At 43.1% G+C, this 14286-nt stretch carries 8 protein-coding genes and 1 pseudogene; 4 read left to right on the forward strand and 5 right to left on the reverse strand.

The genetic code is table 11. The annotated features are described in order from the left end of the window. Positions 1 to 37 precede the first annotated feature (37 nt). Complete coding sequence (locus tag RCH20_RS10775) at positions 38 to 4882, reverse strand: NAD-glutamate dehydrogenase (protein ID WP_327193579.1); 4845 nt, start codon at positions 4880 to 4882, stop codon at positions 38 to 40. A 560-nt stretch (positions 4883 to 5442) separates the two neighbouring features. Between RCH20_RS10775 and purD the strand changes: the two genes are divergently transcribed. The 4 genes from purD (at position 5443) to RCH20_RS10795 (ending at position 10514) form a co-directional block, all read left to right on the forward strand. Continuing rightward, a complete protein-coding gene (gene purD, locus RCH20_RS10780; protein ID WP_327193584.1) occupies positions 5443 to 6843 on the forward strand; it encodes a phosphoribosylamine--glycine ligase in 1401 nt (466 codons plus the stop codon). A 384-nt stretch (positions 6844 to 7227) separates the two neighbouring features. Continuing rightward, the gene (locus RCH20_RS10785) at positions 7228 to 8634 is read left to right on the forward strand and encodes an ABC1 kinase family protein (protein ID WP_327193580.1); all 1407 of its coding nucleotides are present in this window, start codon (positions 7228 to 7230) and stop codon (positions 8632 to 8634) included. Positions 8635 to 9039: 405 nt separating this feature from the next. Next, complete coding sequence (locus RCH20_RS10790) at positions 9040 to 9231, forward strand: DNA gyrase inhibitor YacG (protein ID WP_209957328.1); 192 nt, start codon at positions 9040 to 9042, stop codon at positions 9229 to 9231. A gap of 101 nt (positions 9232 to 9332) precedes the next feature. Then, positions 9333 to 10514 (forward strand): aspartate aminotransferase family protein, encoded by a 1182-nt coding sequence (locus RCH20_RS10795; protein ID WP_327193581.1) that lies wholly within the window; start codon positions 9333 to 9335, stop codon positions 10512 to 10514. A gap of 90 nt (positions 10515 to 10604) precedes the next feature. Here RCH20_RS10795 and tnpB read toward each other — a convergent pair whose 3' ends face one another. The 4 genes and pseudogenes from tnpB to RCH20_RS10815 all read right to left on the reverse strand — a co-directional run. Further along, positions 10605 to 11759 (reverse strand): IS200/IS605 family element RNA-guided endonuclease TnpB, encoded by a 1155-nt coding sequence (gene tnpB, locus RCH20_RS10800; protein WP_327193583.1) that lies wholly within the window; start codon positions 11757 to 11759, stop codon positions 10605 to 10607. Further along, complete coding sequence (gene tnpA, locus RCH20_RS10805) at positions 11756 to 12154, reverse strand: IS200/IS605 family transposase (RefSeq protein ID WP_209956698.1); 399 nt, start codon at positions 12152 to 12154, stop codon at positions 11756 to 11758. Before tnpA ends, tnpB begins: the two co-directional genes overlap by 4 nt. 428 nt (positions 12155 to 12582) lie before the next feature. Then, complete coding sequence (locus RCH20_RS10810; RefSeq protein ID WP_209957324.1) at positions 12583 to 13482, reverse strand: LysR family transcriptional regulator; 900 nt, start codon at positions 13480 to 13482, stop codon at positions 12583 to 12585. 234 nt (positions 13483 to 13716) lie between these two features. Next, positions 13717 to 14286, reverse strand: a pseudogene (locus tag RCH20_RS10815) (DNA polymerase III subunit gamma/tau); the annotation flags it as partial.

Consider the following 14286-nt stretch of genomic DNA (forward strand, 5'->3'; position numbering starts at 1 on the left):
GTTTTTATTTATAGAAAGTTACCGGTCTATCTGACTATTATTTAGTCACTAAGCCACTTAACTCGCTCATCAGTACTGACAACGTTGATAGGCTGATAACGCTGTCGTCATTGTTGTCGAGCTTTTGCATTTCAGCAGTGACGGACTCAATCTGACTGTTGTGACGCGACTTCCACTCAGTAAATGCTTGCTTAGTATTTTCTTGTGATAGTACCCCATCCATCAATAAGCGCAAGCTACGCGATACCTCATTGAACAGCGCATGGCGGGCGCGGCGATCCCAGTAGTCTTGCTGCGGTAAGTTGGCGATGTTGTCCACCATCCAATCGAGTTGCAAGATTTGATAGGCTTCAAAGTATAATTCGGCAATGGCATCAACAGGACGCTCATACTGCTCAGCAAGTCGCGCTGCATCTAGCGCATCGACATGATAAGGGAGCATGGCAAACAATATGGCTTCGCTCTCTGATAAACCGTCTTGAATTAAGCTGGCGGTATCATCTTGTAGGTATTGTGCGAATTGCTGCTCAATAAATCCGCCATTTTTAGTCAACTGCTCAACACTGTCTGTAAAGCGACCAATTAAATCTTTCACTTGTAAGTCTTGACCAAAGGCATTGATGAACCAGACCACACCACGCTCAAGCGCATCCCGCAAGCGTATTTCAAGCTCTAGTAAGCGCGTGGCATCGACCTTGTTATCAAGAGACTCAAGCAACTCCCACACCGCTGAGACTTCAAACACCTCACGGGTAATGGCATAAGCACGAATGATGATAGCTAGCGTCTGACCCGTTTCTTCATAGAGACGGAACAGTGCCTCGATACCTAAGCGGTTAACCACACTATTGGTTAGATAGGTACTGATGATTTCGCGGTGCAAACGATGCTCAGTCATTTCATCAAAGAAACGCTCAACCAACTCATTGGGGAAATATTTACGCAGCTCGTTGATAAAGTACGGGGCATCCGGTAAGTCAGATAACAACAGGTTGTCATAAACCCACATTTTGCCATAGGCCATGACCACTGCTAGCTCAGGATTGGTCAAGCCAGTTCCTGCTTTTTGACGTTTGGCAATCTCTTCATCTGATGGCAAATACTCAATGGCGCGATCAAGGCGCTGCTCAGACTCTAACATTTGAATAAAGCGCTGATGATCACTTAAGTTTGCTGCAGCACGAATATGACTGAGTTCAATGGCTTGTGGTTGCAGATAGTTTTGGCGCAACACCAGCTCAGCGACGGTGTCAGTCATACTTTCTAACAGCTCATTACGCTGCTTTAAAGTCATATCACCCTGCTCAACTACTTTGCCAAGTAAGATTTTGATATTGACCTCATGATCTGAGCAGTTGACGCCGCCCGAGTTATCGATAGCATCAGTATAGATGCGCCCGCCCGTTTGTGCATATTCAATGCGCCCTTGTTGGGTAAGGCCTAAGTTACCGCCTTCACCGACTACTGCCGTACGTAACTCACTACCATCAACGCGCACGGCATCGTTGGCACGATCACCAACATCAGCATGAGTCTCGTTAGCACTTTTTACATAAGTACCGATACCACCATTCCAGAGTAGATCAACAGGTGCACGTAGCAAGGCGCTAATAAAGGCATTAGGCGCTAAGCTGTCTTCGCTGATAGCAAAAATCTCTTTCATCTCAGGGCTGATAGCAATGGCTTTATCTTGCCGCGAAAATACCCCGCCACCTTGGCTAATAAGCGATTTTTCGTAATCGTCCCACGTTGAGCGTGGTAAATTAAATAAACGCTCGCGCTCGGCATAAGAATCCGCAGTGTCAGGATTAGGGTCGATAAATATATGTAAGTGGTTAAAGGCCGCGACCAGTTTAGTATGGGTTGAGCGCAGCATACCGTTACCGAAGACGTCACCGCTCATATCACCAATACCAATGACGGTGAAATCATCACGTGCTTGGATGTCCATGCCGCGCATGCGGAAGTGGCGTTTTACCGACTCCCAGCCACCACGCGCGGTAATGCCCATAGCTTTATGGTCATAACCGACTGAACCCCCTGAGGCAAAGGCGTCATCAAGCCAGAAATTATATTCAGCAGATAAGGCGTTGGCAATATCAGAAAAGCTTGCTGTGCCCTTATCTGCAGCAACCACTAAATAAGGGTCGTCTTCATCATGGCGTACGGTATTGGCTGGCGGGACAATATTACCATCGACGATATTGTCAGTGATGTCGAGCATGCCGCGCAGGAAGGCTTGATAACAAGCGATACCTTCAGCTTGGAAGGCGTCACGGCCATCTGCCATGGTCTTGGTTTTAACAATAAAACCACCTTTTGAACCAACGGGCACGATCACTGCGTTTTTGACCATCTGTGCTTTGACCAATCCGAGTACTTCAGTACGAAAATCTTCCATGCGGTCTGACCAGCGCAGGCCACCACGAGCTGCTTTACCGCCGCGCATGTGCACAGCTTCAACTCGTGGTGAATAAACAAATATTTCAAACATTAACTTTGGTTTTGGCAAATTAGGAATATCTTCGGCTAAAAACTTAAATGACAGTCGATCTTTACGTTGACCATTGTTATCTGTTTGATAAAAGTTTGTTCGTACCATCGCATTAATTAAGTCCAGGTACCAACGCAAGATACGGTCTTCATCCAAACTATCGACACCTGCCAGTGCGCTGGCAATTTGTTCTCTAACTTGATTCGTTTTCTCTAAACGTTCCTGGCTATCAGGGGCGCTATGTTTAGGATTCATACGCGCATCGAATAAATCGGCTAGTAGCATACTGATGGCGCTATTTTTGACCACTGTTTGTTGAATATATACACTAGAGAATGGCGCACGAGCTTGGCCCATATAGCGTGACAGTGCACGTAGTACCACCACTTCATAAGTATCAAGCTTGGTGGTTAATATCAGCTCGTTAAAGGTATCGCTTTCAATATTACCTGCCCATATTTGCTTGAGACTGTCTTCAAATTGACCGCGCACCACTTGCATGTTGATCGTATCTACGTGCTCTAACGTCAGCTCATATTCTTGCATCCAGATAGCCTGTTCAGGCAAATCAAACTCATAAGTTTGCGCTGAAACCACTGAAACGCCAAAGTTTTCTAATACTGGCAACACCTTAGATAATATAACGGGCTGCTGGCGACCGTATAGTTTGAGGTGCAACTGGTTACTGACATCACCTGTAGATTGATACAAGTGCCAAAATATAGGTTGCTCGTCGGTCAAATTCGCCAATCGCTTGGTGTCTTCAACGGCTGTTCGCGCATCAAAACGTTCTTGATAAGCGGCGGGAATATAACTTAGGAATCTGCGCGTTAGAGCATTGGCTTGCTGCTCGCCAACATCGTCCAACAGCATTTTTTGATAGTTGTCCCCCCATGACTGCATCAATGCTGACAGCTCAGACTCAAGAGTATTGTTATCGACATCATTGACATGACCGGGTTCTGTCCGCACGTGCACATGGACGCGGGCGTGATCGGACTCATTGAACTCGGTAGTAAAGCCAGATGACATGCCGCCATAAGCCTCTTTTAGCACGTTTTGTACTTTAATGCGCAGCTCGGTATTGAACTTATCGCGCGGAATATAAACCAAGCAGGAGACAAAGCGATGATAGTGATCAATGCGGCTAAATAGGCGCAAGCTCTTCTTGTCTTGTAACTGAGTAATACCAGAGACGATAGGATATAGCTCTTCGACGCTGGCCTGAAATAAGTCGTCACGCGGCAAAGTATTAATCACATGCATCATTTTATGGTGGGCATAACCATCGCGCGGTAGATCTGCCATCATCATTATCTTATTGGCTTTTTCACGCAATAGCGGGATTTGTTGCACGCTAAGTTGATAAGCTTGTGACGTGAATAATCCAATAAAACGATATTCACCGACCAGCTTACCATTATCATCAAATTTGTGAATGCCCAAAAAATCCATATATACCGGACGATGAACCGGTGATACCCGGCTTGATTTAGACAGCATTAATACGCGTGGTTCGGTTAATAGCTTTTTAAGGTTACCAGGTAACTCGTTAAAACTCTTCGAAAGTGTATCTTCGTTAACGCCTCGCAGTAAGCCAAGCCCACTATTACCAATTGAAAACAAGTCTAAATCAGTGTTTTTATTTGCATCGTTGTCGATACCATTATCCTCTAGACGGTATTCTCGATACCCTAAAAAGATAAAGTTTTCATCGGTTACCCAGTCCAAAAAGTCTTGAATCTCTTGCCGTGAATAGAAAACTTCGGGTAGTGGCTTTTCTAATAATTCAGCTTTTATTTCAGTGAGGCGTACTTGCATCTGTTCCCAATCACCGACCACTGTATCAAGTGTATCAACCTTGTCTAATAGCAACTGCTGTAGTACCGCCAACTGATCATTATCTTGGTAAGCGATTTCGCATTGAATCAAGGACAAGTGCGAGGTGGCACTCTCGTGCGCGCTTTCGATAGTAGTGATGTTATCTTCATCATCGCGCTGAACGCTGACGATGATGTTATAAGTACGATGTACATCAATACCTTGTGTTTCAAGGGTCATTAATAGTGTGTCTACTAGAAAAGGACGATCATACGCCACCATTTGAATGACCGTATGTGAGCTATGAAAATGCTGCTCCTCGGCGACTGGATTTAGAATAGCCACCTGCGGTTTGCTACCGTCATAAGATCTTAGTAGCGTAAAGTGATGTAGCGCCATCCCTGCTAAATCCGCGTCACTAACTGCATCTGCCGTCCCTTGGTGCAGAGGCTGATAGTAGCTATGAATAAAATGATCAAGCAGCGATTTATCCTTTTGTACATAGCTGGTGGCAATATCGCTGATTTGGCTAATGCGCTCTTCTGTGATACTTAGGGAGTGTGACATAGCGTTTGTGGTCCTTTTTTATAAGTTTAATTCTTATGAATATGTTTAAGAGTTACGGTTATTTATCATTTTTTGTATTAGCAGTCATTTTTATATTAGTAGTCATATAGATACAAACTCATCACTAACTTTAATTAGTAATGAGTTTGTATAAACCTAATAACGGATTCTTCTGTGTTTTATCTGTTTTGTGCTGACAAGCGATTGACTGTCGTTATACTTCTCGTCTGCTAAAGTGTAACGCACCTGCTCGCCCAGCAACAGCATAATCATTTTATGAATTAATATTAGAGCGATAACCTTTACTAATGGAACAGCTATTTTCATTAACAGCTAACTAATTACCATCGATTAGGTACCAACTAGCTATTTAGCTTGTCTACAATAAGTAGTTTAACTTGATACTGAACCTCTCGAGTTATGGTTATGGTTGCCTTTTGATTGCTGGCAGGTGGATACTCATGGCAATCGGTGCAACTTTTTTGCTAGAATACGGCATTATGTGTAACAGTACTTTATTGACTCGCTATTAATGATTAATGCTAAGGGCAAGATGTATGATGAATATTTTGGTGATTGGTTCAGGTGGTCGCGAACACGCATTAGCGTGGCAATGTGCAAAAGATGACAAGGTACAACACATCTATGTCGCCCCAGGCAATGCAGGCACTGCCCTTGAGCCTAAGTGCCAAAACGTCATTTTAGACAATGTATCTGGTGCTAGCGAACATAGTGCAGTCATAGAATTTTGCCAAAGTAATGCTATCGATATAGTCATTGTTGGCCCTGAAGCGCCACTGGTTACGGGTATCATTGATGCTTGCCGCGAAGCTAGTATTCAAGCTTGGGGACCAACGGCATATTGCGCGCAGTTAGAAGGTTCAAAAACGTTTGCCAAAGAATTTATGGCGCAAAATAAAATTCCTACTGCTGCTTATCAGGGTTTTACTGAAGTCAGTAATGCCAAAGCTTATGTTGATAAGCAAGGGGCACCAATCGTTATTAAAGCCGACGGACTTGCAGCTGGTAAAGGCGTTATCGTTGCCGAAACTATTGAACAAGCACATGCTGCCATTGATGACATGTTGGCTGACAATAAATTTGGCGATGCCGGTAGCCGTGTGGTCATCGAGCAATTTTTGCGTGGTGAGGAAGCCAGCTTTATTTGTATGGTTGATGGTGAGAATATACTACCAATGGCCACCAGCCAAGATCATAAGCGGGCTTTTGAGGGTGATACTGGCCCAAATACGGGTGGCATGGGCGCATACTCCCCTGCTCCAGTGGTTACCACAGCGGTTCATGATAAGGTGATGGCACAAGTCATTCAGCCGGTCGTCGATGCTATGAAAGCAGCAGGTCACCCCTATACTGGATTTTTATATGCTGGATTGATGATTGATAACAATGGTAATCCATCGGTAATTGAATTTAATTGTCGTTTTGGAGACCCTGAAACCCAGCCGATTCTAATGCGTTTGCAATCTTCCATGGTGGATTTGGTTGTTCAAGGATTAGCGGGCAAATTACCTAGTGAAGCCAATTGGGACTCGCGTCCTGCATTGGGTATTGTAATAGCATCGAAGGGCTATCCTGAAACATCTTCTAAAGGTGACGTTATTGCTGGATTACCAGAAATTCATGCGAAAGACAGCAATCATGGTCGTTCTAGCAATATCACTGACACTGACGATAACAGCCTAGCAGCCGTAAAGGTTTTTCATGCAGGAACTACTTTTGCCCATGGCAAACAGTCAGACAATGTCGATGCCGATGTGGTGGTAGGTAATGACAAAGAAATCGTTACTGATGGTGGCCGCGTATTGTGTGTCACTGCGATGGCAGATAGCATATCAGAGGCGCTACAAACCGCATTAGTCGTAACTGGAGCAATTAGTTTTGACGGTGCACAGTATCGTCGCGACATTGGTCATCATGCTATTACCCGCGAGAGTATTTAATCATTAAGCTGTTTTTGATTATTAACCGTTCATCTACAATAATATTTATAAAATTAGTCCCGAGTTCACGGCTAAAATACTATTGGTATGATTGACGCCGTAGCTACTTTATTGTGAGATTACTATACATTGTAGAACTCGACCTAGTGTTATACTAAGTCGAGTTTTTTGCTATCTCATCAATTGTGTTATGATTTACTCTAATCTGAATGGTAAAATTTAAGCTTACAAAGCAGCTATTATAAGCCGCCTAAGGCCAATCAATTAATATCACTGTGTATGATACAATTTCCTACACGAACATCACATCTTCTTTGTATTGCTGGCTTGTATTGCTGGTCTGCAACCCGCAAATCAATAACAACTCAATGAATGATTATATTTATGGCAAATGAATCGTCTAAACCTTCTAATAATAAACAGTCAATTGACAACCTAAAAACATCAGGGTTTGAACGTCGGTTGTCGATTGCCAAAACTTCGTTAAATATCGGACGTCGCTGGGCAGGTAATAGTGTGTCTGGCATGTTTTTGGACAAAAAAACCCGCACCGCGCGCAATCAAGTGTTTATGGAAGCGCAGGCAAATTATGTAGCAGAAGAGCTTGGTAAGCTCAAGGGTTCAGTAGTCAAGATCGGCCAGATGTTGTCTCTATATGGCGAGCACGTATTGCCGCCCGAAATCACTCGCGCGTTGCAAACCCTTAATAATGATACTGCGACTTTGACATGGCCAAGGATAGAACAGACTTTACAGCGTATTTTAGGTGATAAGCTAAATGAGCTAGAGATTGATCCTGTTCCCATTGGTACCGCCTCCCTTGCACAAGTTCATCGTGCAACGGTGATTGCAACTGGTGAGCAAGTGGTCTTGAAAGTCCAGTATCCAGGGGTGGCAGATGCTATTGATTCAGATCTGGCATTGTTTAAACGTTTACTAAAAGTAAGTAACATCGTTCCGCAGACTCGTTCACTTGATACCTGGTTTGAGGAAATACGCGACCTACTCCATAACGAGGTCGATTATAAGGTAGAAGCTGCGACCACAGAACGCTTCTATGATCGTCTACTTGATGACCCACGCTATATTGTACCAAAAATCAATCGTACCTATTCGAGTAAGCGTCTGCTGTGTATGTCTTATGAGCCAGGCGTTTCCGTGGTTTCCGAAGCGCTAAGTTCGTTACCTCATGAGCGCCGTAACGCTATTGGTCAAGCTGCCATCGAAATTATGATGCAAGAAATTTTTGTATGGGGCGAGATGCAAACCGATCCAAACTTCGGTAATTATCTGGTGCGCATTAGTGATGACGATGACTATAGTAATGGCGAAATAGATAAGTTGATATTATTAGATTTCGGTGCTATTCGTCAGTTTGATAATACCCTACTGACTATCGCGCATGGTCTATTACGAGCAGGCTACTATCATGATCGTAAAGCGATGACGATAGCGATGACCGGTTATGACTTCTTTGATAGTATGAATGATAAGGTCTGTAATGATGTGGCGTCGTTATTTCTACTTGCCACTGAACCTTTTAGCAACCCTGAGACCAACCCTGCTATTCCTATTAATTGTCTAGACGATCAACAACGTTATATTTGGGCAGGTAGCAAGCTACATTCACGGCTCTCAGCGACTGCGTCCCGCGCTATGCAATCGTTTGAATTCAACCTGCCTCCCAAAGAGTTCATGTTCATAAGTCGCAAATTCATTGGCGCCTACACCTTCTTAACAGTAATTGACGCTCACACCGACTCTAATACTCTAGTAAAACCTTTTTTATAGTATTAAAGATATCCCGACTCTCGGAACCGTCTCTCTTTGAGGCGGTTTTTTAATTAACAATTTTTACTTGCTTAGGCTATTTTATGCTATTATTCTCATCCCTCTACCTGCTAATGTCTTCCGCATTTATTTTTGCCTAGGCTATTCATAGATTCTAATGTTGGCCACTGGGGTGATCCTGCGTAGATAATTATGGCGTGGCATATTTCGATGTTGCTAGCCAGTTATGGCCTCAGCCATAAGATGAAAATGAGCGTTCTAAAGTGGCCACCCAGGCATATATTTATATTCTACTCATATTTGTCTTTTAATAACTGCGTGCTATTATAAAAGCTCTTATTCGCTGATAACGCTTTCTCTAATAACCCTTTTTTTAAGAACTATGAGGATATTCTCCCTTCTATTATGACGCAACCAGCCCCCAATCCCCTACCCAAAACCTATCCTTGCCCACGCTGCGGTACAAAAACAGCCTGGCAAAACAATAAATCTAAGCCTTTTTGTACTGAACGCTGTAAGCTTATTGACTTAGGCGCCTGGGCAAACGAAGATTATACCCTACCTGCTGATACCACCCCCTTTTCCGACGAGCTATAACGGTTATTAAAACAGCATCATCGAAAGCCGCGCGCTTAGCCCTGTTTGCTATTATTATTATTGTATGACTTACTTCATTTTACTATTTAAAGGATGTCACTATGTCAGCTACCTATCTGATGCCTACCTATAATCGTCAGCCAATTGGCTTTACCCGTGGTGCGGGCAGTTGGCTTTATACTCAGAACGGAACACCCTATTTAGATGCACTCACGGGTATTGCAGTATGCGGGTTGGGACATTGCCATCCTGACGTTACGGATGCTATTCAGCAACAGGCGGCCACTCTGGTGCATACCAGTAATTTATTCGGTATCGACTGGCAAGAGCGCGCTGGTAAAGCCTTGTGTAGCGCGGCGCAAATGGACAGTGTGTTCTTCGCCAATAGTGGTGCTGAAGCCAATGAAGCGGCTTTGAAAATGGCACGCTTATATGCCTATCAGCAAGGTTTTAAGCGTCCCAAAGTACTTGTGATGGAGCAGTCTTTCCATGGTCGTACCCTATTATCATTATCAGCGACCGCCAACCCCAAAGCGCGTGAAGGCTTTTTTACTTTAGACGATGATTTTATTCGTGTACCTTTTGGTGATATCGAAGCGGTCAGACAAGCTGCTAAAGACCACAGTGATATCTGTGCATTATTTGTAGAGCCCATTCAAGGTGAAGGGGGTCTCAATACCGCTGCCAATGGTTTTGCCTATCTCGAACAGTTACAAGCTGAATGTGATGCTCATAATTGGTTGTTTGTGCTTGATGAAGTGCAGACCGGTAATGGACGGACAGGTAAATATTTTGCTTATCAACATAGCAATGCTCGGCCTGATGTACTAACCACAGCAAAAGGTCTTGGCAATGGTTTCCCAGTCGGTGCCTGCATGGTGCGAGGACGCGCTAATGGCTTGTTTGGTGCCGGTAGCCATGGTTCTACCTATGGTGGTACACCGCTAGCAAGCCGTGTGATTCATAGTGTCTATGACGTATTAACAAACAGTACTATTATGGATAATGCGGTGTCTGAAGGACAGTTTATCCGTAGCAGTATAACCGATGTGCTAGAGCAACATGGTGTTAGCACTCGCGGCGCTGGGATGATGATTGGTATTGTGCTACCTGAAACCATGGACTGCAGCAAGCTGGTTGATCATGCCCGTGATGAGCAAAAGCTGATTATCAATATCACTGGTGGTCATGTCATTCGTCTGCTACCACCACTAAACATGAATCGTGATGAAAGTGAGCAAGTAGTCGAGCGTTTACTAAATTTGTTAAAGCCACTCTTATGAACTACCCACTACCTAAGAGGTAGGGGTTTCTTGGGTAATACCCATACTTAGTACGATGTTCAGCACCAGCGGTTAAGTAAATTTACCAAGCTAACACCCTTGAACCAAGGGTTTTTTGAGCGTTTGCAAGCATCGCAACCCTTCATTTAGGATATTGATGCTGGCGTTAATGTCGCGATCATTTTTGATTTTACAGCTTGGACAACACCACGCTCTATCACTTAGCTTAAGCTCACCTTTGCCAAGGATATGACCACAGCAAGAGCAGGTTTTAGACGAGGGATACCATCTATCAACCTTGATAACTGTCTTGCCGTACCAGTCCGCTTTATAGGTCAGCATATTAGTAAAGGTTGACCATGAGCTGTCAGCGATTGCTTTAGCAAGCTTATGGTTTTTGAGCAACCCTTTGACGTTCAAATCCTCAATCGCAATAATGTCGTGGTTTTTGACGATATTGAATGAGGTTTTATGTAAGAAGTCAGTGCGGGTGTTTCTGATCCGCTCATGAATTTTAGCGACGTTGGTATTCTGCTTTTGGTAATTGCAACTTTCGGATAATTTACGATTGGCCGCCTTTGCCACCCGCGCCCGCTTGGATAAAATACGTTGCGCCTTGGCAAGCTTGCCTTGAAGTCTCGCTAGAAACTTAAGATTAGCAACTTTTGTGCCGTCCGATAAGACGATAAAGTCTGTTAATCCTAAATCAATACCGATATTTGATTGGGTCTTAGGTAGATCGACGGCTACCGTTTCAACCAAAATACTGACAAAGTATTTACCAGTCGCGGTCTTGGTAATGGTGGCGCTTTTAACCAGCCCTGTAATTTTTCTCTCAATGGTCGCTTTGATATGACCGATTTTTGGCAACTTAATGCGGTTCAAGCCAACCGCAATCGTGCCTTTTTGATTGTTGGTGGTATAACTGTCTTTTTTACCTTTGTGTTTGAAGTTTGGGAAGCCAAAAGTAGGTGATTTGAAGAAGCTCTGGAAGGCTCTTTGCAGGTTAATTTGCACATTGGCCAATGCCAAGCTATCCACTTCTTTCAACCATTCAAACTCTTTTTTATACTGAGCGGGTGTGTTTGTTAAGCTTTCTTTATGACAGTCATAATGTTTTATTTTATCAGCAAGCATTCTATTCCATATAAAACGAGCGCAGCCGAATGACTTAGCAAAGTACACTTGCTGGTCATCAGTCGGGTACAGCCTGAATTTGTAGGCTTTAAGAATGGGTTTGCTCATTTTGAACCCTGCTCAGTAATATATTTTTTAATAACCTCTAGTGGTGCACCGCCTGTCGTAATCAAACAAAAAGACTGCGCCCAAAACTTATCTTTCCAGAGTTTTTGTCTGATCTGAGGAAATTCTTTTTTAAGTAGTCGGCTGCTTGCTGATTTATAGCTGTTAATAAACTTGCTTATCTCGGTTTTTGGGTGCGCTTTGAATAAAATATGCACATGGTCTTTATCGTGATTCCATTCAATACACTCAATCTTATAATTAGGGGAAATAGCATCAAAAATAGCGTTGGCTCTATTTGACACCTCGTCATCAAACACCTCTCTTCGATACTTAGTAACCAGTATTAAGTGGTAGCTGAGCAAAAAGACTGAATGAGAATTTGTGTCTAAGACCATCTTATTGCAATCCCTTTGTCTTTTTAGACTGAGTTGATATTACCATAGTGATTTATATCGTCATAGTCAATAACGCGTTCATCCCGCTACTTTAGAAGTAGGGGATTTCTGTGGAACTTTTGTTTAAATATATTTTTTAAAGTAATGAGTGCTATGGTTGAAATACCTTAAAAACGCGACGGTACTGCTGGTATACGCTTTTTGCGGCCTCTGTCTGCGCAGACACAGTAAGCAAGAAAAACGTATGCCAGCAGTACATTATGTATCGATATTACTTTTCATTGACTATACAGCAATCATTAAAGCTAGTGGTCACTAAAAGTTAGTCCAAAAAAAGCCCCTAAATAAAAGTTATCTAGGGGCTTTTTTTAGCTGTCTTTTTTACTCTTAATTATTAATATAACTCTTGAATTAAGCGGTATCTATTATTAGCTAGCATGAAAATATTTTTTCAATACTTCTAAGCAGCGAGTAATTTTTGCTGGCTGTTGCTCACGGTTCAAAGTGACCGCGTATAACACAAAGCTAGGCAGCTGAAAGCCAGTCAACACTTCAACTAGTTCACCACTTTCTAATTCTTTTTTGACATCCATTTCCATCATTCTAACCAAACCATGACCTTCTTTAGCCAGGGTGGTTGCCATAAAGACATTATTGGTATGAATACGTGAGGTCATTTTTGTCCGTGTTTTTTTGCCTGTTTCTGTCTGGGTCATGTCCACCTGATTGGCATCTTTCATGATATCAATACAAATCAGGTGATGGTCAACTAAATCTTTCGGGCTTTCTATTTTTTCGCTGTGACGTAAATATTGCGGTGAGGCAACGAGCACTTGACGTACATCGGTCAGCGGATGACTGCTTAACGACGAATCATTGATGTTTGGGCTCATACGAATCGCAATATCGATGCGTTCATCAATCATATCAATATAATGATTGTCTGCCAAATAATTAATACTCAAGTCATCATGAGCCGCCATCCAAGTAGATAAGGCGGGTAGAATATGGTTAACTCCTAGCTCAGGCGTAGTAGCAATACGCAAGCTACCAGCTAGCTCGTCACGCAGCTGGTTAACTTTAATTCTGCCTTGCTCAGCCGCACTCACAACGTCTTTTGCTGCTTCATAAAAGCTAGCACCAGCTTCTGTTAAGCTCAACTTACGAGTTGAACGATGTAACAACACCACCCCTAGCTCATTTTCTAATGCTCGAATTTGTTGACTAACGGCACTGGTTGTGATGCCAAGCTCGCGCGCTGAGCCACTAAAAGAACCGTGTCCGACCACACTGGCGAACACCGCCATACCGCGTAAATTATCTATCATACTCTCACCTAAGCTATCCTACAGTTTTTAATATAACTTAACCATTATAGCTGATTTTTATTAATTTTAAAGTTTTAAAACACGTCTTTTCTATCAGATGTATTTGAATTCATAGTTAATAAAGTCAGCAATATCAAGGATATAGAATAATATAGGCCTGTTGTAATGATAAGTCTTTACGTTTATTCACAATTGATTTCTAATAATATTGTGATAATAATTTTTTTTGACTGTTTAATACAACTGAACTTTGCCCATTTTTCCTTCGCCACGATCAAGCAGATATTGCATTACTGGCGAATTCGTTAATCTTGATTCTGCTACCGCTGTTGCTTTTACTAGTCGCTGCTTCTGACGACGTTCGGGCGTCTTGTCATCGGCTTGCATAACGCTACTATCAACCTGCAAGACAATCTCTGCCTGCATAAACTGCTGTTGCAACTTAGCCGCGAGCTGCTGAAAAGTTGCTTGCAGATGTTTACTATCAACGCCCGTAATAAAAGTAGCTTGCCCATTGCAGGTGCCAGTCATCAACCCTTGACGAGCCAGCGCGCGCTCATCTTCCGCCAGACGGTCTCCTTCACGCGCTGTTTGTAGCCAGTAATCCCATTTTTCTGGCGTCCACTCACCCGTCAATTTTTGCGGCGAGCAACGCAATAAGGTACGCGGGTCGTCAGATACTGCTGTTAATTGAGAATCATTTCGGTCGGGTTCTGCAATTGGTTCTGCAATTGGTTCTGCAATTGGTTCTGCAATTGGTTCTGCAATTGGTTCTGCAATTGGTTCTGCAATTGGTTCTGCAAT

Source organism: Psychrobacter sp. PL15 (assembly GCF_035984995.1).
Lineage (GTDB): Bacteria > Pseudomonadota > Gammaproteobacteria > Pseudomonadales > Moraxellaceae > Psychrobacter.

Excerpts from the sequence above, each read along its gene's own strand:
- RCH20_RS10775 (WP_327193579.1), bottom strand. The coding sequence starts at position 4,882 with ATGTCACACTCCCTAAGTATCACAGAAGAGCGCATTAGCCAAATCAGC.
- purD (WP_327193584.1), top strand. The coding sequence starts at position 5,443 with ATGAATATTTTGGTGATTGGTTCAGGTGGTCGCGAACACGCATTAGCG.
- RCH20_RS10785 (WP_327193580.1), top strand. The coding sequence starts at position 7,228 with ATGGCAAATGAATCGTCTAAACCTTCTAATAATAAACAGTCAATTGAC.
- RCH20_RS10790 (WP_209957328.1), top strand. The coding sequence starts at position 9,040 with ATGACGCAACCAGCCCCCAATCCCCTACCCAAAACCTATCCTTGCCCA.
- RCH20_RS10795 (WP_327193581.1), top strand. The coding sequence starts at position 9,333 with ATGTCAGCTACCTATCTGATGCCTACCTATAATCGTCAGCCAATTGGC.
- tnpB (WP_327193583.1), bottom strand. The coding sequence starts at position 11,759 with ATGAGCAAACCCATTCTTAAAGCCTACAAATTCAGGCTGTACCCGACT.
- tnpA (WP_209956698.1), bottom strand. The coding sequence starts at position 12,154 with ATGGTCTTAGACACAAATTCTCATTCAGTCTTTTTGCTCAGCTACCAC.
- RCH20_RS10810 (WP_209957324.1), bottom strand. The coding sequence starts at position 13,482 with ATGATAGATAATTTACGCGGTATGGCGGTGTTCGCCAGTGTGGTCGGA.